This is a genomic window from Psychrobacter sp., assembly GCF_041554015.1.
Classification (GTDB): Bacteria; Pseudomonadota; Gammaproteobacteria; order Pseudomonadales; family Moraxellaceae; genus Psychrobacter.
In genome coordinates this window covers 154,337-177,222 of sequence record NZ_JBFFMS010000001.1, presented here as the reverse complement: position 1 = coordinate 177,222, position 22,886 = coordinate 154,337, and the positions used below count along the sequence as shown (strand labels likewise).

Below are 22,886 nucleotides of genomic sequence, written 5' to 3'. Positions count from 1 at the left end.
AAAAAGCCCCAGTCATTATTTATTGGGGCTTTATTTAAACTCAATTAGTAGGAGTAACTTTCAACATCTAATCATCTAAGCTAACAAAAGCCAAACCCTTATCCTTCATAGCTTCTGCACCAACGAATAATAACTCATTACCATCTTCTAAAATTGCTACCCCAGTATAGCTTTCACCAGCTTCAGGACATAAAGTCCCGCTAAATTTCACAGTACTGATAAAGTATCGTCCTGAAACAGAAGGTGTGAACTTACCATCTATAACACATTCTCCACTATCATCTATAGTGAAATTACCATCGGTAGTAAATTTAATCGTTGTAGGACTTGAATTAATATCACCAGTCATATGTGAAATACCCGTATATATTTTATTATTAACTCTATCCAATGTCAGTTTTATGGCTGATAGATTTTCATCATATCCTAAGTTATAGGTTATTTTGCTTGCATCTAAACTTGAATCTGAAGACGGTTCTGAAATTTCACCTTTAAGAGTTTTTGAGATTCGATAATCACCATCAATTTTAATATTACGAGGGTTACGAGAATCAAAAGAATAGTTTTTTCCTAATACCGTAAAGTTGCCATTATTAGGTACTACTGACTCATTACTATTAATAAAACCTAAGAAATCTTCATTCTCTGAGTAGACAAACCATAGTCTCTTGTTATCATCGACTAGGCCTTCTAAATACTCACCTTCATCTGTAGTACCTGTATAAATTCCCGGTAAAAGCTCGACATTAAGTCCAGAACCAGAACCAGAATCATCGCCGCCACAACCTAAAAGGAACGTGCCAGCTAATAAATACAGCGCTATTTTCTTCATTGCAGTATCCTCAGGTTATTTAACAACAAGATAATATTAAGTGTAGTAAACGACCATTCTATTATATTCGTATAAAAGAATATATACTAACCATTTAATCTTTGATTCTCATGATTTTTGTAACAACTATCATGGTTATAAATATAAATGGTTTATATCAAAAATATAAAACTCGTGACCATAAATGTTAAGGCTAAATAAAATTAATTTTTAAGCACAAAAAAATCCCCAATCATTGCTGATTGGGGATTTTCGAATTTGGCGGAGACGGAGAGATTCGAACTCTCGAAGGGCTATTAACCCTTGTCGGTTTTCAAGACCGGTGCATTCAACCGCTCTGCCACGTCTCCATTTGTGCATCATTATAGCGATCTGAAATGAGAATGCAAGCAGTTATATCAAAAAAGTTAAATTATTTTTTACATCGCTGATAATCATGGGTCTAAAGCTTACTTGAAGCCAGATGCAAGCACATATCTAGCATGCGATTGGCATAGCCCCATTCATTGTCATACCAAGCAAAAACCTTGTATTGATTGCCAACTTGCATCAGTTGCTGACCATCGATAATCAGTGATTCCGTCTGATGGATAAAGTCACTTGATACCAGTGGCTCCTCTGTATAGTCTATGATCGTCGCTAAATGCGCCTGACTGGCTGATTTTAAAACGTTACGTATTGCATCAATACTGATATCTGCCTTTTCAAATACAAAAGTCACATCAATCGCAGCGACATCAATCGTCGGCACTCTGATTGAATGACCATTTATCTTACCTACCATATTCGGTAGCACGCGCTCTGTGGCAGCGATACTACTGGAAGTGGTCGGAATAATATTATAGCCAGAGGCACGCGCACGCCTTAGGTCACGGTGCGCTTGATCAAGAACAGTTTGATCAGCGGTCACTGCATGTATCTCAGTCATCATCGCTGACTCAACCCCAAATGCTTTATCAAGGGTATCAATAAGCGGTACGAGTGCCTGAGTGGTACAAGAGACGCTAGAGATAATAGGTAAATCACGCGTCAACGTATCACTATTGACACCCATGACGATACAAGCATCGACATGGTCAAAGGGTGCCGCGCCGATAATCACTTGTTTTGCGCCCGCCTCTATGTGCAAGCTTGCCTGCTCGTATGAGCGATAGTGTCCGGTACATTCAAGCACCACATCGACCTGCAAGTCCTTCCATGGCAGTGTTTCTGGGTTCTCTCTTGATAATAAACGAATACAGTAAGTAAGATTATTTTTGGTCAAACACAGCTGAATGTCGTTTGCTGCCGTGGCACAAGGTTTTTGCTGATGATCGGTAAAGCCATCTTGTACGATATCAGCGGTCACGCCAAGCTGGCTCAAACGCCCATGCGTACTATCAAACCTAAGTAAATGCAATAAGGTTTCAGCAGGCGCCACATCATTAATCGCCACCACATGGATTGCCCGTCCTAACACCTCAAAGCGCTCTAATAATGCACGCAATACATTACGCCCAATACGACCAAAACCATTGATAGCCACGCGCAAAGGCTGAGTCTGGTCACTGGTCGTATGAAACCCTGCGGTAGCAGGATTGGACGTCAAATGGTAGGTGGCACTAGAAAAATCAGGCATAAAAGGGTATCGCTATAAAGAGGTATGAAAAAGAATGACGCATCACCATGAGCTATATCAATACAGTAAACCACAAGGCAGCAAACCACAAAACAGTAAGCACATGACTATTAATAAACTCTAGCAATTTAGTCTTGACTACGGCGTAATAAATATCAATGCCAAACGGATGGTGTTGTAATCAATGGCTTGCTTTAAATGCTCAAATATCGGACGCAGCTTAATACTACCATCATCATTAAAGTCATTTGGGTTATTAGCAACTTTAATCGCCACATAAGCATTGCCAACCGCCGTCATGACCTCGTCTTCTGGTCGCAAATGGTCGCAAGCTAGGCTTGGATCTTGAGATTTCAGCTCAGCAATATGGCGCATGATCGTCGCTTGTGACAGTTGGCGCTCTTGCGATATCTCCGCAATAGATAAACTTTCTTCAAGAAGTACTCGTGTGGCGAGTAACGTACTGTCTGACTTATCAGCCACTTGATTACCAAGTTTCTGTTTTTTTCCTATTTGCGCTTGCTGCTGCTCGCGGCGTTTTTTCTGCAAATTGGCATAGGCATCAATCACTGACTTACTCAGCGTGCCACCTGACTTTAGAATAAATTTCTCATGCGCCTGTGTCATGCTTTCTTCATCGAGCATCGCATAATTGGCATCTGCTTCATCAGACAGTACCAAAAAGCGCTTATCAGCACCGCGTGCCAGCGGATCAAGCTGCAAGCTCATGTCATTCATACCGAGCAGCTGCAAGCCTGCCAGCGACTTTAGCCGTGATAACGCCACATAGCCTTGCCCAAGCTCAAAGGTACGTGACAAGTCAATCTCAGCAGCTTCGAGCGTCATCCCTTGTGACTTATGGATGGTAATCGCCCAAGCAAGGCACAGAGGCACTTGCTCATAGCTTGCCAGCACATCACCCGTCTCGTCTTCGATAATCCATTCTTCTGGCTCAGCGACAACCTCACGTCCCGTATTTAATCTAACCACGGGCATTTTTTGTGTCGTCGGCTTTTTGGTTTTTACTTTGTCTTTCTCTTTGGTCTCTTTGGTCGTCTTTTTACCTTTGCCTTTTATAGTCTTATCAGCATCACCGTCTTTATCGCTACCAATATCATCGTCTTCGATCAAGTCATCACTATTGTCCTTGCTATCATCAATTTTGACAGCAGCAAAGCCAATCAGCTCACCCATGGTGCCATTAGAGACGCCAAGCTCAGTATTGTTTTTGATAAACATTACCTTAGCGCCGACTTTGAGAATCAGCTCATCTTGGGTACGCACGGTCTTTTTTAAGGTCTCAACCAATTTACTATCGCCAACAGATGTCGCTTCAAAACGCATCATCTCACCATCTAACGCCGCAAGTTCTTTATCATTGATTTTATTAACGTTGAGATTATGGGTATAAAGGCGCGTGCGCTTGATATCAACGTTTTGGTCATAGGTCGCCTCAAGTGCAGCAATCGCTTCAAAAGTGACTTCTTGACGACGAATTTGATTGAGAATATCGTCCAAATCAAGACCGCCATTCGCCGCCTCGCTCACTTGCCGATGCTGCTCAGATAAGTAGCAGATATGGAACTTGGCATCAAGCCAAGCCTCAGACATAAAGGCAAATTTTTCACGATTGCTCTCGCCTTTACTACCAATCGGTGGCAGCTGAAAAAAGTCGCCGGCTACGACCACTTGGATACCGCCAAAGGCTTTGTCGTTTTTGCGTATATGCTTGAGCACTTGACTGACCAAGTTTAGCTGCTTGGCATGCAGCATCGATATCTCATCAATAATTAGGACGGCAGTATCTTTTAATCTATCTGCCAAAAACTGCTTGCGTGATAAATTGGTCAAATCGCGATCAGTAAGCTCATCCTTGATACCGATACCCGACCAGCTATGAATCGTCGTGCCACTCATATGCGTTGCTGCAATGCCTGTACTCGCGGTCACAGCAACGGGCACGCGCCGCGCACGCAGATAATCGATATATTGGTTAAGTGTATAAGTCTTACCTGAACCTGCTGAGCCAGTCAAAAAGACGTTTTGACCTGTTTTTAAAATATCAAGAGCAGAAGATTGACGCATATATCCAAACCAATTAGTAATAATAAGAGAAGTTGTAAAATAGAAATAGAAAGCTGTAATTCAATAGCTCTCAAAGTGTTTATGATTATAACAGCTACATCCCTGTTGCAAACCATTTTAACCGTCTTAGCTCGCATAACTTTAAGTTATATGATACAAAGCATATCATTATAAAAAGTCATTATCGCTTGGCGTCAAAGCTCAGTACGATAGAGTCATAGCTTGGTCGGGATGACCAAGTATTTATGTTAAAACAACCATAATACACAACAAGGAATCGTTCATGTTATACGCTTATCCCAATACTGAAAACAGTCCCGTCCAATTCCGCAAAAAATATGACAATCTTATCAATGGTGAGTGGGTCGCGCCAGTCGATGGCGAGTATTTTGACAATTCAAGTCCAATCGACGGTAAAGTCTTCTGCCAGATCGCACGCTCTAAAGAAGCCGATGTCGAAGCGGCGCTAGATGCCGCTCACGCCGCCAAAGTCGCATGGGGCAAAACCAGTGTCACTGAACGCTCTAATATGTTGCTCAAACTTGCTGATGGTATCGAAGCCAATCTAGAGGCAATCGCTATCGCTGAGAGCTATGAAAACGGTAAACCGGTTCGCGAAACCCTCGCCGCTGACATTCCAATCGCCATCGACCATTTGCGTTATTTTGCTGGCGTTATCCGCGCCCAAGAAGGCGGCATCAGCCAAATTGATGAAGACACCGTCGCCTATCATTTTCATGAGCCTCTAGGGGTCGTCGGTCAAATCATTCCTTGGAACTTCCCTATCCTGATGGCGATATGGAAAATCGCCCCAGCCCTTGCTGCGGGTAACTGTATCGTCCTCAAGCCTGCTGAGCAAACTCCAGCGTCTGTTTTGTATATGCTTGATCTCATAGGCGCAGCGGACATTTTACCAAAAGGCGTACTAAACGTCGTGAATGGCTTCGGTGTTGAAGCAGGTAAGCCAATCGCCTCTAACCCACGTATCGATAAGGTATCCTTTACGGGTGAGACCACCACCGGTCGCCTCATTATGCAATACGCCAGTGAAAATATCATTCCGGTCACACTAGAGCTTGGCGGTAAAAGCCCAAATATCTTCTTTGCCGATATCATGGATGAAGACGATGATTTCTTAGACAAAGCGGTTGAAGGTTTGGTGATGTTTGCGCTAAACCAAGGCGAAGTCTGTACTTGCCCATCACGCGCCCTCGTCCATGAGAGCATCTATGATGAGTTTATGAAACGCTGTATCGCTCGCGTTAAAGCCATCAAAATGGGCAACCCGCTCGATACCGATACCATGATTGGCGCGCAGGCCAGCTCAGATCAGTTAGAAAAAATCCTCTCTTATCTCGATATTGGTAAAAAAGAAGGCGCCAAAGTCCTTGTAGGCGGTGAGCTTGCCAAACATGATGGCGATATGGCCAACGGCTATTATGTGCAGCCGACTATTTTTGAGGGCACCAATGATATGCGCGTGTTCCAAGAAGAAATCTTTGGTCCTGTGTTAGCTGTTACCACCTTTAAAGATGATGAAGAAGCAATGGCACTCGCCAATGGTACTTTATACGGTCTTGGCGCTGGTATCTGGACACGTAATGGCACGCGCGCGTACCGTTTCGGTCGTGGCATCCAAGCTGGTCGCGTGTGGACCAATTGCTATCACCTCTATCCTGCGCATTCAGCATTTGGTGGTTATAAGCAATCTGGTATCGGCCGCGAAAATCATCTAATGATGCTTGAGCATTATCAGCAAACCAAAAATATGCTGGTATCTTATAGTCCTAAAGCGATGGGTTTCTTTTAATCTAAAACTCTATACTAATTTTAGATAAACACATGCAATCTATCGTAAGGTAGATTGCATTTTTGTTTTAATAAAGCATGAGCTATCCATAAATAATAAGGAAATTATTATGAACGTCACAGCGACAGAATCCTGTAAAGAGCTAATCGAACTCCTAAAATCCAAGCATGGCGAGCTGATGTTTCATCTATCGGGAGGCTGCTGCGATGGCAGCTCACCGATGTGCTATCCATTAGGCGAGTTTAAGGTCGGCGGCCAAGATGTACTGGTCGGTGAGCTTAGCGGCTGTCCGTTTTATATGGGCAAATCTCAGTATCAGTTGTGGCAACATACCGATTTGACCATTGACGTCGTCAATGGACGCGGTGCCAGTTTTTCGTTAGAGATACCTGAAGGCAAGCGCTTCATTGTGCGCTCAGAAGTCTGTGCGATCTGAGCTTTACTAACAGATCATAAGATACAGCCTGACCATACTGGCTTTTTACCACTTAAACAATTGATATAGATGCAAATTTATAGCAACCTTATACCTTGTAGTCATTTTTACTTCATTATTGCGGCAAAATGATAGATACTCTAAAGCGTAACTTATTTTAATAAATACGTTTTAATGAGCATGGATGCTACAGGGAATATAAAATGGAACTTGATGGAAACTTTGATTACGTCATCGTTGGTGGCGGTTCAGCGGGCTGTGTACTTGCCAGCCGCTTAACAGAAAACCCAGACATCAGTGTCTGCTTGTTAGAATATGGTGGTGAGGGCAAAGACTTAGCCGTTCGCGTACCTGCTGGACTGATTTTGATGGTGCCTGGCAAGCCTCTTAAATTAAACAACTGGTGTTTTCATACTACCCCGCAGACGCATCTGAATAACCGTCGCGGCTTTCAACCACGCGGCCAATGTTTGGGCGGCTCCTCCGCTATCAATGCCATGATCTATACCCGTGGTAGTGCCTTAGACTATGAACGCTGGGTTGAGCAAGGCTGCGAAGGCTGGGGTTTTGACGATGTATTGCCCTATTTTATCAAAGCTGAAAATAATATTCATGGCAGTGATGAGCGGCATGGCGATAGCGGTCCGCTCCATGTCAGTGATTTACTGAGCCCTCGTGATGTCTCTAAAGCCTTTGTACAAGCTGCTATTGCTAACGGTTTAGATCACAATGATGACTTTAATGGTCAAAAGCAAGACGGCGCAGGATTGTATCAAGTCACCCATTTTCATGGGGAAAAACAAGGTCAACGCTGCTCTGCGGCGGCAGCTTATCTACATCCAGTACAAAGTCGACCCAATTTAACGGTCATCACCCATGCCCAGGCCAATCACGTCATTTTTGATGGCAAGCAAGCAACTGGTGTGGTCTATGACAAGGACGGTGTCGACCATACCGTTATGGCTCGTCATGAAGTAATCTTATCAGGTGGAGCTTTTGGTTCACCTAAAGTTCTGATGCTCTCAGGTATTGGTCCTGCCAAGCATTTGCAGTCTCATGGCATCGAGGTGTTGGTAGATGCACCCGAGGTGGGCGGTAATTTACAAGATCATTTAGACGTCGTCTTTGATTATGAGGTCAATACCACCGATGTCATTGGGATAGGTATGGCAACCATTTCAACCTTGACCAAAAGTATTCGGCAATGGCGAAAAGATGGTACAGGCCTGTTATCTACCAACTATGCAGAAGCGGGCGCGTTTTTTAGTGTCGGTGACGACCCAAAAGAGTGGCCAAATACTCAGCTGCATTTTGTCATATCACGGGTGATTGAACACGGTCGTGATCTCAGACGCGGCTTTGCCGTCTCTTGCCACAGCTGCTACTTGCGTCCTGAAAGCCGAGGTACCGTCAGACTAAACTCAGCCGATCCCTCTGACGCGGTATTGATTGATCCAAACTATCTCTCGCACCCAAAAGACGTCGAATATATGGTAGCGGGCGCTGAGCGTACGCGTGCCATTATGCAAGAATCACCCATCGCCAAATATATCACCGAAGACTACCCTGCTCCTTATATCGAAAAAGACGGCATGCTCGGCTATATCCGCAATAAGTCAGATACTATCTATCATCCAGTTGGTACTTGCCGCATGGGGTCAGATGACAATTCTGTTGTCGATTTAGAATTAAAGGTACGCGGCGTAAGCGGATTACGGGTGATCGATGCTTCCGTAATGCCGACCCTGATTAGTGCCAATACCAATGCACCGACGATTATGATTGCTGAAAAAATAGCAGACCTGATCAAGACAAATCATGAGCACCGCGCGCCGGTTCCTGCTTAAACGATATAGGAATAATAACTTGAGTCCAAACTAAAAATTTGTGTTGGGCTCAAATTATATTGACGACCCCGCGGCATTTTGGAAATTGAACACAACCAAAAAAGCTCTGTCCTTGGCGCTCGCCTTTTTTTGCCACGCGCCGCGCCATTTCACCACTGCATCTCGGGCAGGCTGGTGCTTGCTTTAAGATATCAGGCATCTGCTCAATAATAGTAGCAATAGCAGCTTTACTTGCCGTATTTGCAGATACGGATTGAACGTCCACTATTTCAAATGGCGTAATAAAGTAATCGCTATCATGACTAAGCTGGTCATTCACTGAACCTAGACTGCTAGACGAAATAATACTTTTATCAATAGATTCAACTTCCGTTTGACCAGACCAACGAAGCACCTCTCTACTCTTAACAGCCTCTTTCATTGCCGGTTTAAGGATAGGTTTCGCCACTGGCGTTGTATTACGATGAGTGTTAAGAGGGTTATCGGATAGTTTGTTAGAGTGATTGTGCTTATCCTTTAAATACGCTTTATGAGCCTGATTGGTGCGCCACGATTTACTAAATCTATTGCTTTCAATCTGAGCAACGATAGATTGAACCTCTTCTTCGCTTAGTATCTCATCCTGCTTTCTTTTAATATAAGACACCATACCGCTTGTCAATACATGCTCCGGCAACTCATCACGAGTTTTTAGCTCACACTCACCGATAAACGCAATCATCGAATGAAAGTAGCTCATATCCAGCGCCAATAATTCCGCGAGCGTTTTAATATGCAAATAATTCTGGCGTAATGGGTTTTGGAATTTATACTTGCGACCCATAATGACTTGGGTCCATTGTCTCTGCGCCTCATTACCAAATATCCAGCCTTTATAGTTTTTGGTTTCGATGACAAAGATGCCGTATTTAGAGACAATGATATGGTCGATTTGGGTACTACCACCCTTGGCTAATGGTAAAGTGATATTATTTAAACGGTGATAGAGGTCTTTTTCAAGTTTTAGCCACATGGCAACATTGATGACCGTTTCGCCTAACACACCTTTGAAGCTAGACATAAGAGACATAATCGCATTCCAATAAAAAAGATAAAAACACTGATGAGTCAACTGGCATACTGTTTGTCTGAAAGCTTTTACCTAGCAGACTTTAAGCACTCATAACCTTAATAGTACATTGAAACCACTTATTTATAGTAGGATATCGCTTTACTATAGTTGATTCATTTTAAAAAGAATAGCGCTCTGATTGATTACTATAGAATCCCTTTAATGACATTATTTTACCTACTGACATACCGCCTATTTCTCTTTGGATTAGATATATGACCACACCTGTGACCTCTTTGCTAAAAATCACCCTCAGCAGCAGCTTGCTTTTATCATTGCCATTGATGGGGATAGCCGCGACTGTTCCACAAAAATGGAAGCTCGATGTTCCAAAGACCAATGTAGAATTTGAGGTCAATTACTTGGGCAAGGCAAGTACCGATGGTAGGTTTAACAAAGTAAATGGCGCCATCAATTATGACGTCAATAAACCAACGAGCACCACCATTAACTTTACTGTTTTTACCAATAGTATCGATACTGATCGCGGTTTTAGAGATTCGTTTTTGCGCCGAAAGGAGCTTTTAAATACCAAACAATATCCGACCATGACCTTTGTTTCTAAAAAAGTCAGCATGATAAATGCTAAGGAAGCCAACGTGACGGGTGACTTTACGGTATTAGGTCAAACCAAACCTTTAACGGTAAGAGTCACATTATCAGATGTAGAGAATGATCCTGTTACCTCTAAACCTAGCTTAAGATTTCGTGCAACAGGCTTGGTAGATCGTTATAGCTATGGTGTTACGGCTTTTCCAAAGGTGATTAGCAACATCATCCCGCTTGAGATATCAGGAAGGCTCATTGCTGCGAATTAGTTGAAATAGCTTTAAAAATGGCCAAAAAAAAGAATTGCTAGAAAACCTAGCAACTCTTTTTTGTTTAAGCAGTTCTGAATCTTTACACCAAACTATTTACCGCATCAACTACCGCGTCAGTGGTGATACCAAACTCTTTATAAAGCTCATCAGCAGGGGCTGATTCACCATAAGTGGTCATGCCAATCACTTTACCGTCTAGACCAACGAACTTATACCAGTAATCGACGTGTGCCGCTTCTACCGCGACGCGGGCACGAATATTGGCAGGTAATACTGCTTCACGGTAGCTGGCATCTTGCTCAACGAAGATTTCTGCACATGGCATAGAGACCACACGGACGCCAACACCATTGCTAGTTAAAGTCTCATAAGCTTGCATCGCAAGACCAACTTCTGAACCAGTGGCGATGATAATTGCTTGTAGCTCGCCCTGCTCTTTGGCTAGGACATAACCGCCTTTTGTGATATTAGCCACTTGCTCAGCATCACGTGCTTGATGTGGTAAGCTCTGACGGCTAAAGATTAGCGCTGATGGATTATTTTCTGACTTAATAGCTTCTACCCAAGCACTAGCAGATTCGGTCGCATCACACGGACGCCATGTACGTAGGTTTGGCGTAGTACGTAAGCTGGTCAATTGCTCAACCGGCTGATGCGTTGGACCATCTTCACCTAGGCCAATAGAATCATGAGTATAGACATGAATCACACGCTGTTTCATGAGCGCGCCCATACGGACGGCATTACGCGCATATTCCATAAACATAAGGAAGGTTGCAACATAAGGAACAAAGCCGCCATGCAGTGCGATACCATTAGCAATCGCCGTCATACCAAATTCGCGCACACCATAATAAATATAGTTGCCGTCAGCATCTTTTTCGATACCTTTGGCGCCTTTAAATAGCGTTAGGTTTGAACCAGCTAAATCCGCTGAACCGCCCAATAATTCTGGTAATAGCGGCTGCAAAGTATTAATCGCATTTTGGCTGGCTTTACGACTGGCAACGTCACCGCCCTGCTCTTGAGTTTGCTGGATATATTCTTGCGCTTTTTGCTCAAAATCAGCTGGCAAATCACCCTCTAAACGACGAAGCAATTCAGCTGCTAACTCTGGATAAGCCTTTTTATAAGCTTCAAAGTTCGCATCCCAGTTTTTCTGCAAGACGTCACCTTTGGCTTTACCATCCCACGCTTGATAAATCTCGTCATCTAATTCAAACGGCGCATGCGTCCAAGATAATGCATCACGCGTCAAGACGATTTCATCATCGCCGAGTGGCGCGCCATGACTGGCTGCTAGGCCTTGTTTGTTTGGGCTACCAGCACCGATGGTGGTTTTACAAATGATTAAGCTAGGTTTAGTGGTCTCAGCAATTGCTTGCTCAGTAGCTTGCGTGATCTCATCGGTATCATGACCATCAACCTTGATAACTTGCCAACCATATGACTCAAAGCGTGCTTGGGTGTCGTCAGTAAACCAGCCTTCGACGTTACCATCGATTGAGATACCATTGTCATCATAGAAGAATACCAGCTTGCCCAAACCTAATGTGCCCGCTAGCGAGCAAACTTCATGACTGATACCTTCCATCAAGCAGCCATCACCTAAGAACGCATAAGTATGATGATCAACGATATTATGACCGTCACGATTGAACTGCGCGGCAAGCGTCTTTTCTGCAATTGCAAAGCCAACCGCATTGGCAATACCCTGCCCTAGTGGACCAGTCGTCGTTTCAACACCTGGTGTATAGCCAAGCTCTGGATGGCCTGGCGTTTTTGAGTGCAATTGACGAAAACCTTTTAGGTCATCAATGCTCACGTCATAGCCTGATAAATGCAGTAACGAATAGATCAGCATCGAGCCATGACCGTTGGATAAGACAAAACGGTCACGGTTGTGCCAGCTTGGGTCAGCAGGATTGTGCTTTAAAAACTTGCGCCACAAAACTTCGGCAATATCAGCCATGCCCATTGGTGCACCTGGGTGCCCAGAATTGGCTTTTTGAACCGCGTCGAACGACAGTACACGGATGGCGTTGGCTAATTTACGTTCGCTAATTGGAGCTGGCATAGAGTGTCCTAATATTCGAATAGAATTATGGAGGATAAGAGGAGAGTTTACTCAGAGGATGATAAAATAAGGACGCAATAGGCGCCCTTAGCAAATAATCTGTAAATACAGGGTGCAATATTAACATATTTGCGCTTTGCCTAGCCAAAAAGACGCTGACAGAAGCGTTCGTATTTAATAATAATTTGTATCAGTTTTATCAATTTGACCGGTAATTACTGCAACAATTTGCAATCGGCGAGCCAGCATCCTGACTCGCCAATTGTATGAATCATCAAATAACTACAATAAAATGCTATCAGCACCGCCCATAAAGGGACGCAATACCTCTGGTATCGTGATGCTGCCGTCAGCATTTTGATGATTTTCCATTACCGCCAATAAGGTACGACCGACTGCCAAACCGGAACCATTTAAAGTATGAGCTAAGCTGGTTTGCTTACCGTCTTTGACACGTGTGCCCATACGGCGTGCTTGGAAGTCGCCGCAGTTTGAGCAGCTTGAGATTTCACGATAGGTATCTTGGCTTGGCAACCACACTTCGATATCATACGTTTTTTGCGCGGCAAAACCCATATCACCAGTACACAATTTGACCGTACGATAAGGCAAATCAAGCTGCTGTAAAATAAATTCTGCTTGCTCTGTCATCGCTTCAAGCAAATCATCAGATTGCTCAGCGGTGGCAATATTGACCATTTCAACTTTTTCAAACTGATGCTGACGAATCAGACCACGGGTATCGCGACCATGCGAGCCGGCTTCACTACGAAAGCACGGCGTATGCGCGGTAAATTTCAATGGCAGCTCTTTAACATCCAAACGCTCACCACGTACCAAGTTGGTCATCGGTACTTCTGCGGTTGGAATCAGATAAAAATCCATATCATCATTATTGGTATGATTGGTCAATTTAAACAAATCATCTTCAAACTTTGGCAGCTGACCTGTGCCCTTTAAGCTTTCAGAATTGACGATATACGGTACATAAGTTTCAGTATAGCCATACTTAATCGTATGAGTGTTCAGCATAAATTGAATCAACGCGCGGTGCATCTGCGCCAACTGTCCTTTTAACACGTTAAAGCGACTTCCTGTAAGCTTGGTCGCTGCTTCAAAATCAAGCATACCAAGGGTCTCACCGATATGGGTATGATCTTTTATCTCAAAATCAAACTCGCGCGGTGTGCCCCATTTGCGCACTTCGACATTGTCGTCTTCTGACGCGCCAACTGGTACATCGGCTGCTGGAATATTCGGTATCTGCAATGCCGCTTGATTGATACGCTCTTGCAAAGTCCGCAGCTCATCTTCGGCGGTTTTAATCTCACCGCTCACGCTTTGCATCTCAGCAAGCAGCTCACTAGCATCTTCACCAGATTTTTTGAGCGCGCCAACTTGTTTTGCGCCCGCATTACGGCGCGACTGCAACTCTTCGGTTTTTACCTGTAGCGATTTACGTTCGTTCTCAATACTTTGCCAGAACGCCACATCAAGGGTATAACCACGGGTGGCCAGTTGCTGCTGTAACTCAGTCAAATCGCCGCGTAAGAGTTTTGGGTCTATCATAGTAAGTGCCTGTCGCGCTAAAAGTGAATAAAAGGTGTGAGAATAATAAAATCTGAGCTCTATAGCCGTATCGTACTTAAAATTAGATGGTAGCCGCTATCATACCAAGCTACGGCGGTTTTGACCATGTTTCGACCACGTTTTGACCGTTTTTTACTCATCTATTGGCTGCAATTTGACCTTCTATTTCTTCAGGTTCAAATAGAAGATAAATATTTAGATGAATCTTCTAGTCCTATGCTCTAAGCTCCCATATTGCTCCATAAAGGCAACATCCCTATGCTAATGCCTTTAATATAGCCTCTATTAGCGAACAGAGTGGCTTATATGTTTCATTTAAGGGCGATTTTCGGTAAGATAAGCGCATATCTTTATGCTATTTCCAGCCAAATATTGCCTCGCTGTTGACGTTTGGCGCTTTTCATTTAACGCTTTCACTATAAGTCTTTGAGAAACCTTTATGGCTCTGTACCCCTACACGCTGCAACCTGTTGCCTTAAACCTAACCGAGGCAGAATTCCATCAAGCACAGTATGAGCTATTTGCTAGTGCCAGCCCGTCATTTGGTCTGTCAAGCATCAAGCTTAAAGAATGGATCATCATGGCAGTCGCTGTGGTTTTGGCCGTTGCTGGATTGGTCTTTTTGACCGGTTATTCGACCATTATTTTCTGGCTTATGCTAGCAGCCGTTGTGATCTATCTGCTGGTTCGTACCCTTGGGTTTAAATGGTATGTTAAAAAAGAGTTTGAAAAACAAGTCGCTGAGCAAGAGATGCCTGATGAGATGCGCCAAATGAAAATCGGTGTGCAAAAGCATGGGATTGTGATGGCAGTGCCGGTCAATCACTCAGATATGTTTAATAGTAATCAGATGCGCGGTATGCAGATGCGTGCAGGCAGCACCCAACAAGCAGTGATTCCTTGGTCTGCAGTCAAAAGCTGGGATGAGACCGACGACTATATCTTTATGATGTTTGAGATGAAAGGTCAGCAAGGCAGTCAGATTATCCCTAAGCGCTTGCAGGCTCAAAAGTTTCCTATCGATACGGTACGCCAGCATTTAAAAGAAGTGGTGGCAGTCAAAGGCTTAAATCCTGAAAACTTACAGCTGCCAGCCAAGTAGGCTTAAAATCTGTTTGGGCTTAAAGTTTATTTGTTTGATAAAATCTATTACAAATTTTAATTTGATTCATTTAACTTATTTTTAATTGCTTGCTATGATGGTAGGCAGTAAAAGTTGAGCAACGCATAGTAAGCGACTATTATACTTTTAAGCTTGAGGTTGATAGTCGCTTACGATCAGTTGCTTAAGTAACTTAAGTTTCAAGGTTGAACGATATAATGTTTGATACCCACACTCAATGAAAAGGATAATATAATGAGTAATAATAACGATACTAATCAAATCGGTCTAGAAAAAGCAGATATGAGCGAAGTTATCAGCAAGTTAAATGGCCTACTGTCTAGCTACCATATGTTTTATATCAACGTTCGCGGTTATCATTGGAACGTTAAAGGCGAGCACTTCTTCACTTTGCATCCAAAATTTGAAGAGCTATATACTGCGCTGCAAATTCAAATCGATGAAATCGCTGAACGCATCTTAACCTTAGGCGGTACGCCACTACATGCTTATAGCGACTTTACTCAGCATACCAGCATTCAAGAAGACAAAAATGTAAAAGACGGCACTACTTGCGTGAGAGGCGTGGTAACCGGTTTACAAACCCTGATTGAAGAACAACGCCAAGTTTCAACGATGGCAAGCGAGGCCGATGATCAAGGTTCAGCGGATTTGGTTGATGCCTATGTACAGGAGCAAGAAAAACTAATCTGGATGTATAATGCTTTTTTGGGTTAAAAGCCAAATAGTCATAAAATCTAAAGTAGAAAAAGCACCTAATATAGGTGCTTTTTTATGCGCACTTTTTTTAACTTTTTTTAATCTATCAGCGTTTAATGCTTATTTTTGCATCCATTGGCGCATTTTTTCACGCTCAGCAGGCGTGGCTTGTAGCCAAATCTGCATAAACTGATCAAGTGTGCTGCTAGACGCGTTAGCACTCGTCGTCTGCGTCACAGTAGCACCCGTATTTACTGATACTTTAGTGCTTACAGATGGTTGATCTAATGCAGCTATCGCTCGCTGGTTTTGTAGCTCAGCATCACCGCTACCACCGAATACACCGCCCAATGCTTTGCCTAGTCCTGAGAATAAGCTGTTGCTACTACCACCAACACTTTCTTGGCTGGCAATGATGGTGTTATTGCTTTGAATCGCAAGCGTTGGACGCTCAGCATATTTCTTGGCAGCTGCATAGTCTTCTGGCTGATTTGGCATGGTTAAGCGATAGGTCTGATTGTCTGCCAATTCAGCAGCAACACTGACGTTGCCAGAGCGCAGATAATCATGCTCATCACGGCGCAAATCATACAGACGATCATATTTAGCGGTGATTACATGCTTACCAGGCTGTAAGGTAAATGACTTGGTCAATGGCTGGAGAAGACTCTGTGTCAGCTCTTGACCATTGATTGCCGTGACTTTGATATGATCATCAACCACTAAAGTAACTGCCGCTTGCGATAGCATAGAGACAGAAGCTGCACCGACAAACACCGTGCTGATAGACAGCTTTTTTAGCAAAGACGCATATGATTTCATAATTTTTCCAGTAATAGTAAAGGCATTTTAAAGAGAAAATCTGTGATCTGACTGCTAAAAATCAAGTGGCATTGTATGCTGACTATGCTGGTCTTGATCAGCAGCATCGTTGTCTACTTGAGATTCTTGTGCGATATCAGCAAGTTCGGCGGCAAGCGTCTGCTCATCAATGGTACGCAGCGCATCAGCAATGACCGCTTTTGATATATTACTACGACCCAAATTGGAGAACATAGGCTGAATGTAATTGAGCACCTCCATCATTGCGCCAATACGGTGCGGTCCTTCAGTAAGTAAGTAGCTGATAATACGCTCATCAAACTGCCAACCACGCCTGCGCAGTATCGATTGCAATAACGCTTCACGGTCAGCAAAATCATGTCCTGTCGGTACTTTAAATGACGGTGCTTGTGCCAAACGGGTGAGTAAATCTCTTAGCTGAAACGGCAACTCAGACGCAGGCTTATTGGCAGCAAATAAAAGCTGGCGCTGCCCTTCACGGCTGCGATTGATCAGATGAAATAAAGCTTCTTGCCACTGACTGTTTTGTTCAATGACTTCCAAATCATCAATTGCAATCAAGGAGAAGTTTTCTAGCGATGAAAGTACATTGACATCGGTATGAATAAGCTCATTTAATGACAGACAAATCGCTGACTTATCCATCTCAATAAACGACTCACAAATAGCGGATAATAAGTGCGATTTACCAGTAGCAGGACTGCCAAATAGGTATAGCTGACCTATCAGGCCGACATGTAGCTGCCGCACTGCATCGATAATAGACATCCAACCCGGACCAGCGAAGTCGCTGAGACTTGCATCATGCTTTATGTCCAGATTGAGACTTAGCTGTGCTTCTGCCATGAATCATCAACTCGGTTTGCGTAGCACAATCAATAAAAAGGCTAAACGACTAATATTCTTATAAACTGGCTCTGATAAATTCGTTTTAATCAAAGCCAACCTAATAACGGCCAATACCGTTACTACTGTGCCTATATATAACATATTTGCAAAATGACTGACAAGTCTTTTACCCACAACACCCATCATTCGCCTTTAGTCACGCAGACAAAAGGCGATAAGATAGTCGATTCTCGATAAAATCCATACATTATATTGCAGCGTTGAGGTGGTATAAATTTTTCTGGCGTGCTGCGCCTACGCCGACAAAGGCTGCGTAAAACTTATCCCAGCCCCACTGTATCGTGTTAATACTAAATGTACCATATATGCCATCACCCAAATGACTGGCTGTCAGTGATACATACAACCTGATTATTTTTCTTCAAATAGTGCCAACTGCTTACGACCTTTATAAAAATCAGTGGTTTGATAATAAGCGTATAAATGACGGAACAATACGTTTAAGACAGCAGACACTGGCAGCGCAATCAGCATACCAACAAAACCGAGCAAACTTGCGCCTGCTAGTACCGAAAATATCACCCACAATGGCGATAGACCGATTTTGTCACCCAATAATAATGGCTGTAAAATATAACCCTCAGCTGCTTGCCCGATTAAGAACGCGCCCGCGATCAGTGATAAATATGTCCAATCTAAGCCAAACTGAAATAGGCAAGCGAGGATGGCGGCGATAAAGCCAATACCAAAGCCCAAATACGGCACAAAGCTCGCAATACCAGCGACCATACCAATGATTAGCCCAAGCTCAAGCCCAATAAGCTGCAACTGTACGGCATAGATAGCACCCAATAATACCATCACCAATAATTGACCTTTAATAAATGCCATCAGGGCGCGATCACATTCTTGAGCAATTGCCACTACCTTTTTGCAATAAGGCGCGGGAATCGCCATCTTCCACGTTTGCAGGCGCTGATCCCAATTAAATAAGAAATAAAAGGTCAAAATTGGTACTAACACAATGAGTCCAGCATTATTGATAAAGTTCATACTAGATACCAGTATTTGGTTCATCATGGTACTGGCATCTTCAAACTTATAATTGGTTTGCATATATTCAACCAAGGTCTCAGAAAAACCCTTCGCCTCAAGCTCAGGTAGACGAATACGGCTATTGCTAGCAAACCATTCACGTACCACTTCATTATACCAAGTGAGTACCTTTGGCAGATACTCCCACGCCGCTTGCAGCTGATGCCACAGAGTCGGTATCAACCACCACAATAGCAGTGCCATGCTCAGGGTAATGGTCGAATATACGATAATAATCGCAATCCAACGTTTGATATATTTCGATAAGCGCTTAACCAGCGGATTAAACAGATAAGCCAACACAAAAGCCACGACAAATGGCACGATGACCGGCGTCATCAAATATAATAAAAATACCGCGACCACAATAGCAACGACGATAAATAGGCGTCGAAAAAAGGGGTCTATTGATCGGTTTGTCATGAAGCTGGTCCTACGAATGGGCTGATTTAAGAGGATGATGTGATTTCAAGTTGCTTATAGATTTTCTTAAATGACGATACGCCAATAGCAAACAGTTATTGAGCGTAATGTTAGCCTTCTATTATCACAGAGTCCGATAAAAAAGCCGTCATTTTTTGTTTCTTAATTTTTATATCAGCTTTATTGCCGTCTTTATGGAATATTAGCTAAATATCGAGTAAATAACCGCAAGTTGTTTTGCGAGTCAGGGTCATTTTTGGGTATAATGCGCGCACTATATTCAGAATTAACACGACCAACTCGACTTTCTACTGACAGACCTTCTTTTCCTATAAAATTTGTGAGATGACCATGAGTAACAAGCCTTCTTTAAGCTACAAAGATGCTGGTGTTGATATTGATGCTGGCGATGCGTTGGTACAACGTATCAAATCCGTGGCAAAAGCCACCTCACGCTCTGAAGTTGTGGGCGGACTTGGCGGCTTTGGGGCGCTTTGTCGCATTCCGACTGGTTACACCTCACCTCTATTGGTTTCTGGCACCGACGGTGTCGGTACCAAGCTCAAACTGGCATTACAATTAAATCGCCATGACACTATCGGTATCGACTTGGTCGCTATGTGTGTTAACGATTTGTTGGTGTGCGGCGCTGAGCCATTATTCTTCCTAGATTACTATGCAACGGGCAAGCTTGATGTCGATGTGGCAGCGACGGTCGTGACGGGTATTGGCGAAGGCTGTAAGTTATCAAACTGTGCGCTTATCGGCGGTGAGACGGCTGAGATGCCTGGTATGTATCAAGATGATGATTATGACTTGGCAGGTTTCTGTGTCGGTGTGGTTGAAGAAGCGGAAGTCATCACGGGCGAAAATGTCAGCGAGGGCGATGTACTGATTGCGCTTGCTTCAAGTGGCGCGCACTCTAATGGCTACTCATTGGTCCGTAAAGTCATCGAAGTCAGCGGCGTTGATGTGACTACGAGCGATGAGCAATTAGATGGTCAGCCTATCCAAGATGCATTGATGGCCCCTACCCGTATTTATGTTAAAGCGATTAAAGCGCTACAAGATACCCTTGGTAGCTCAGCCCTGCATGCGATGTCGCATATCACAGGCGGCGGCTTAACCGATAACCTGCCACGTGTGCTACCGGACCATTTAGCGGCTAGCATTGATACAGCCAGCTGGCAGTTCTCAGAGCTATTCACGTGGCTACAAACCCAAGGTAATATCGAGCAAAGTGAGATGTATCGTACCTTTAACTGCGGCGTTGGTTTTGTTATCGTCGTACCAAAAGACAAAGCAGATGCTGCTATCAAAACCTTGAATGATGCTGGCGAAAAAGCTTGGAAATTGGGTGAAATGGTTAGTCGCTGCACTGATGACCAGGCGGATGCCGTGGTGTACCGTTAATGCTAGACAGTCATACAAAAGCTAATAACACGCCATTACGCATCGCGGTTTTGGTATCTGGTAGTGGTAGCAATCTGCAAGTATTGATCAACGCTATGCAAGCTGGGGCGCTACCGATTGAGATTGTCGGCGTTATTAGTAACCGTGAAGATGCTTATTCCATCACACGCGCTAATGATGCTGATATTCCTGTGGCAGTATTATCTCACGTGGCGAGCGGCAAACGCATGGGTATCAAAACCTTTGAGACCCATGCCAGCGCACAGCTAAGTGCTTGGCAACCTGACTTGATTGTCTTAGCAGGTTTTATGCGTGTATTGAGTAGCTCGTTTATCGACAATGCGCCTGCGCCGATGATCAATTTGCACCCTTCTTTGCTACCAGCTTATAAGGGGCTCGATACTCACCAGCGGATCATACAGGCTGGCGAGCGGCATCATGGCTGTAGCATCCATGTGGTCACAGCCGAGCTCGACGCCGGTGCTGTTTTGACCCAAGCCTTGCTAGAGGTGCATCAAAAAGACACGGCTGACAGTTTGCAAACGCGTGTACAACAGCTTGAGCATCAGCTCCTACCTTGGACAATCTTGCTATTGGCCAAAGGTGTCTTGTCGTTGAACAACGAGCAATTATCAAATCAGCAACATACCCATATGCCGATGCTACCTTTACGGCTGTATGTCAACCATTAACCTAATGGCAAAAAGTACAGCAAGAAAGTACAGTAAGATAGCTTATATTTCAAACTATCGAGCATAAAAAAGCCCAGTCACTCAACTGATGAATGACTGGGCTTTTTACTATCTAACGTTTTTACCTGCTCTTAGCTGTTATGAACATGGACACCTTTGATGTTTACGAACTCTTTGATACCAAAACCGCCATGCTCGCGGCCATGACCCGAGTTTTTCACGCCACCAAAGGGCAATGCTGGATTTGCAAGGCCGTAACCATTGATATAGACCATGCCCGTATCAAATTCCTCATTGGCTAGGCGAATCGCTTTTTCTTCGTCTTTAGAGAAGATAGCGCCACCTAAGCCATAGCGGCTGTCATTGGCAATATGTAAGGCATCCTCCTGATCTTTAGCACGTATGAGTGAGGCGACGGGACCAAACAGCTCATCATCATAAGCTGGTTGACCTTTCTCGACATTTTCCAAAATAGTAGGCGGATAAAAACTGCCTTTGCCTTCTGGCAATTTACCGCCAACAGAGATAGTAGCGCCTTTACTAACACTCTCCTCTACTTGCTCATGCAGCTTTTCTTGTAGATCTTTACGCGCTAGTGGACCAAGGTCTGAGCTGTCATCCATAGGATCACCGGCTTTTTTACTTGCAAACTCTTCAACGATGCGCTTGCGGAACTCATCATATAGGCTATCAACCACGATAAAGCGTTTTGCCGCCACACAAGTTTCGCCATTATTGATAAGACGTGCAAGCGTACAGGTTTGTACAGCAAGCTCTAAATCAGCGTCCTCTAAAACGATAAAGGCGTCATTTGAGCCCAACTCTAAAACAGCTTTTTTGATTGCCTTTGCTGCTTGCTGACCGACGATTGCGCCTGCACCATCACTACCCGTAAGCGTGACACCGCGCACTTTATCATTCTCAATTAACTTTGCTGACTGATCATGATCAATGAGAATCGTACGGAATAAATCATTTGGCAAGTCAGACTCATGGAATATTTTTTCAATTAATAAGCCAGAACCAGTGACGTTTGCTGCGTGCTTTAGCAAAATACTGTTACCCGCCATCAAATTGGCGATGGTATAACGGAACACTTGATAAGCTGGAAAGTTCCAAGGCTGCATACCGTAGATGACGCCAATAGGCTGATACGTGACAATACCTTTTTTGAGACCTTCGATGTCACGCTCATCATCAGCGAGAGCTGCCACCCCCTTCTCTGCAGTGTAGTCACAAATTGCTTTACATAAATCAATTTCTTGTAAACTCTGACTATATAGTTTACCGCGCTCCTCAGTCATAAGACGAGACAGCTCTTCTTTGTACTTCATCAAGGTTTCGCCAATAGAGTTGATCACCTTCGCACGCTCCTCATGGCTGGTTTTGCGCCATTCTAAAAACGCCTGATGCGAGGCTTCAACGATATTATTAACCTCATCATTGCTCATATAGTTATATTCTTTGATCTTCTCGCCAGTTGCTGGGTTTACCGTCGTGATATCTGCCATGATTCTTATCC

18 protein-coding genes and 1 tRNA gene are annotated in these 22,886 nt (G+C 43.8%); 8 read left to right on the top strand and 11 right to left on the bottom strand.

All coding sequences use genetic code 11. The features are described 5' to 3' along the window. Positions 1-67: 67 nt before the first annotated feature. From ABYU67_RS00740 to ABYU67_RS00725, 4 genes are all read right to left on the bottom strand, one after another. Complete coding sequence (locus ABYU67_RS00740; RefSeq protein WP_372843047.1) at positions 68-832, bottom strand: hypothetical protein; 765 nt, start codon at positions 830-832, stop codon at positions 68-70. 259 nt (positions 833-1,091) lie between these two features. After that, positions 1,092-1,182 (bottom strand) — tRNA-Ser (locus tag ABYU67_RS00735). Positions 1,183-1,274: 92 nt separating this feature from the next. Beyond that, positions 1,275-2,450: a type I glyceraldehyde-3-phosphate dehydrogenase gene (locus ABYU67_RS00730; RefSeq protein WP_372843046.1), complete on the bottom strand. Its 1,176-nt coding sequence runs from the start codon at positions 2,448-2,450 to the stop codon at positions 1,275-1,277. 138 nt (positions 2,451-2,588) lie between these two features. Beyond that, entirely contained in the window at positions 2,589-4,535 is a 1,947-nt protein-coding gene (locus ABYU67_RS00725; RefSeq protein ID WP_372843045.1) for an AAA family ATPase, read from the bottom strand. Between the two features lie 283 nt (positions 4,536-4,818). Here ABYU67_RS00725 and ABYU67_RS00720 point away from each other — a divergent pair, with 283 nt between their 5' ends. From ABYU67_RS00720 to ABYU67_RS00710, 3 genes are all read left to right on the top strand, one after another. After that, positions 4,819-6,345 (top strand): aldehyde dehydrogenase family protein, encoded by a 1,527-nt coding sequence (locus ABYU67_RS00720; RefSeq protein ID WP_372843043.1) that lies wholly within the window; start codon positions 4,819-4,821, stop codon positions 6,343-6,345. 109 nt (positions 6,346-6,454) lie between these two features. Then, entirely contained in the window at positions 6,455-6,781 is a 327-nt protein-coding gene (locus ABYU67_RS00715; protein ID WP_372843042.1) for a DUF779 domain-containing protein, read from the top strand. 203 nt (positions 6,782-6,984) lie between these two features. Further along, positions 6,985-8,628 (top strand): GMC family oxidoreductase, encoded by a 1,644-nt coding sequence (locus ABYU67_RS00710; protein WP_372843041.1) that lies wholly within the window; start codon positions 6,985-6,987, stop codon positions 8,626-8,628. A gap of 49 nt (positions 8,629-8,677) precedes the next feature. Here the strand turns inward: ABYU67_RS00710 and ABYU67_RS00705 are convergent, their stop codons facing one another. Beyond that, positions 8,678-9,697, bottom strand: a complete 1,020-nt coding sequence (locus ABYU67_RS00705) for an NERD domain-containing protein (protein WP_372843040.1) — start codon at positions 9,695-9,697, stop codon at positions 8,678-8,680. Positions 9,698-9,954: 257 nt separating this feature from the next. Between ABYU67_RS00705 and ABYU67_RS00700 the strand changes: the two genes are divergently transcribed. Beyond that, positions 9,955-10,557 (top strand): YceI family protein, encoded by a 603-nt coding sequence (locus ABYU67_RS00700; protein WP_372843039.1) that lies wholly within the window; start codon positions 9,955-9,957, stop codon positions 10,555-10,557. An 82-nt stretch (positions 10,558-10,639) separates the two neighbouring features. Here the strand turns inward: ABYU67_RS00700 and tkt are convergent, their stop codons facing one another. Beyond that, positions 10,640-12,637 carry a transketolase gene (gene tkt, locus ABYU67_RS00695; protein WP_372843038.1) on the bottom strand — a complete coding sequence of 666 codons (1,998 nt, stop codon included), beginning with the start codon at positions 12,635-12,637 and terminating at the stop codon, positions 10,640-10,642. Positions 12,638-12,919: 282 nt separating this feature from the next. Then, positions 12,920-14,206, bottom strand: coding sequence for a serine--tRNA ligase (serS, locus tag ABYU67_RS00690; protein ID WP_372843037.1), 1,287 nt, complete (start codon positions 14,204-14,206; stop codon positions 12,920-12,922). A 460-nt stretch (positions 14,207-14,666) separates the two neighbouring features. On the opposite strand from serS, the gene ABYU67_RS00685 reads away from it, so the two are divergent. Both ABYU67_RS00685 and ABYU67_RS00680 read left to right on the top strand, forming a co-directional pair. After that, complete coding sequence (locus tag ABYU67_RS00685) at positions 14,667-15,329, top strand: YcxB family protein (protein WP_372843036.1); 663 nt, start codon at positions 14,667-14,669, stop codon at positions 15,327-15,329. Between the two features lie 255 nt (positions 15,330-15,584). Further along, entirely contained in the window at positions 15,585-16,067 is a 483-nt protein-coding gene (locus ABYU67_RS00680; RefSeq protein ID WP_372843035.1) for a Dps family protein, read from the top strand. A 102-nt stretch (positions 16,068-16,169) separates the two neighbouring features. Here the strand turns inward: ABYU67_RS00680 and ABYU67_RS00675 are convergent, their stop codons facing one another. The 3 genes from ABYU67_RS00675 to ABYU67_RS00665 all read right to left on the bottom strand — a co-directional run bounded on the left by ABYU67_RS00675 (position 16,170) and on the right by ABYU67_RS00665 (position 19,259). Beyond that, entirely contained in the window at positions 16,170-16,871 is a 702-nt protein-coding gene (locus tag ABYU67_RS00675) for a DUF2057 family protein (protein WP_372843033.1), read from the bottom strand. A gap of 54 nt (positions 16,872-16,925) precedes the next feature. Further along, complete coding sequence (gene hda / locus ABYU67_RS00670; RefSeq protein WP_372843032.1) at positions 16,926-17,738, bottom strand: DnaA regulatory inactivator Hda; 813 nt, start codon at positions 17,736-17,738, stop codon at positions 16,926-16,928. 414 nt (positions 17,739-18,152) lie between these two features. Beyond that, positions 18,153-19,259, bottom strand: coding sequence for an AI-2E family transporter (locus ABYU67_RS00665; RefSeq protein WP_372843031.1), 1,107 nt, complete (start codon positions 19,257-19,259; stop codon positions 18,153-18,155). A gap of 351 nt (positions 19,260-19,610) precedes the next feature. Here ABYU67_RS00665 and purM point away from each other — a divergent pair, with 351 nt between their 5' ends. Then, a complete protein-coding gene (gene purM / locus ABYU67_RS00660; RefSeq protein ID WP_372843030.1) occupies positions 19,611-20,672 on the top strand; it encodes a phosphoribosylformylglycinamidine cyclo-ligase in 1,062 nt (353 codons plus the stop codon). Further along, the gene (gene purN / locus ABYU67_RS00655) at positions 20,672-21,364 is read left to right on the top strand and encodes a phosphoribosylglycinamide formyltransferase (protein ID WP_372843029.1); all 693 of its coding nucleotides are present in this window, start codon (positions 20,672-20,674) and stop codon (positions 21,362-21,364) included. Before purM ends, purN begins: the two co-directional genes overlap by 1 nt. Positions 21,365-21,495: 131 nt before the next feature. On the opposite strand, the gene ABYU67_RS00650 is transcribed toward purN, so the two are convergent. Beyond that, a complete protein-coding gene (locus ABYU67_RS00650) occupies positions 21,496-22,875 on the bottom strand; it encodes an NAD-dependent succinate-semialdehyde dehydrogenase (RefSeq protein ID WP_372843027.1) in 1,380 nt (459 codons plus the stop codon). Positions 22,876-22,886 lie beyond the last annotated feature (11 nt).

Bases quoted from the DNA above. Each gene is read 5' to 3' on its own strand.
- ABYU67_RS00685 (WP_372843036.1), top strand. From the start codon at position 14,667: ATGGCTCTGTACCCCTACACGCTGCAACCTGTTGCCTTAAACCTAACC.
- ABYU67_RS00680 (WP_372843035.1), top strand. From the start codon at position 15,585: ATGAGTAATAATAACGATACTAATCAAATCGGTCTAGAAAAAGCAGAT.
- ABYU67_RS00650 (WP_372843027.1), bottom strand. From the start codon at position 22,875: ATGGCAGATATCACGACGGTAAACCCAGCAACTGGCGAGAAGATCAAA.
- ABYU67_RS00720 (WP_372843043.1), top strand. From the start codon at position 4,819: ATGTTATACGCTTATCCCAATACTGAAAACAGTCCCGTCCAATTCCGC.
- ABYU67_RS00665 (WP_372843031.1), bottom strand. From the start codon at position 19,259: ATGACAAACCGATCAATAGACCCCTTTTTTCGACGCCTATTTATCGTC.
- ABYU67_RS00730 (WP_372843046.1), bottom strand. From the start codon at position 2,450: ATGCCTGATTTTTCTAGTGCCACCTACCATTTGACGTCCAATCCTGCT.
- ABYU67_RS00715 (WP_372843042.1), top strand. From the start codon at position 6,455: ATGAACGTCACAGCGACAGAATCCTGTAAAGAGCTAATCGAACTCCTA.
- serS (WP_372843037.1), bottom strand. From the start codon at position 14,206: ATGATAGACCCAAAACTCTTACGCGGCGATTTGACTGAGTTACAGCAG.
- ABYU67_RS00700 (WP_372843039.1), top strand. From the start codon at position 9,955: ATGACCACACCTGTGACCTCTTTGCTAAAAATCACCCTCAGCAGCAGC.
- ABYU67_RS00710 (WP_372843041.1), top strand. From the start codon at position 6,985: ATGGAACTTGATGGAAACTTTGATTACGTCATCGTTGGTGGCGGTTCA.
- ABYU67_RS00705 (WP_372843040.1), bottom strand. From the start codon at position 9,697: ATGTCTCTTATGTCTAGCTTCAAAGGTGTGTTAGGCGAAACGGTCATC.
- hda (WP_372843032.1), bottom strand. From the start codon at position 17,738: ATGGCAGAAGCACAGCTAAGTCTCAATCTGGACATAAAGCATGATGCA.
- ABYU67_RS00675 (WP_372843033.1), bottom strand. From the start codon at position 16,871: ATGAAATCATATGCGTCTTTGCTAAAAAAGCTGTCTATCAGCACGGTG.
- purM (WP_372843030.1), top strand. From the start codon at position 19,611: ATGAGTAACAAGCCTTCTTTAAGCTACAAAGATGCTGGTGTTGATATT.
- ABYU67_RS00725 (WP_372843045.1), bottom strand. From the start codon at position 4,535: ATGCGTCAATCTTCTGCTCTTGATATTTTAAAAACAGGTCAAAACGTC.
- ABYU67_RS00740 (WP_372843047.1), bottom strand. From the start codon at position 832: ATGAAGAAAATAGCGCTGTATTTATTAGCTGGCACGTTCCTTTTAGGT.
- purN (WP_372843029.1), top strand. From the start codon at position 20,672: ATGCTAGACAGTCATACAAAAGCTAATAACACGCCATTACGCATCGCG.
- tkt (WP_372843038.1), bottom strand. From the start codon at position 12,637: ATGCCAGCTCCAATTAGCGAACGTAAATTAGCCAACGCCATCCGTGTA.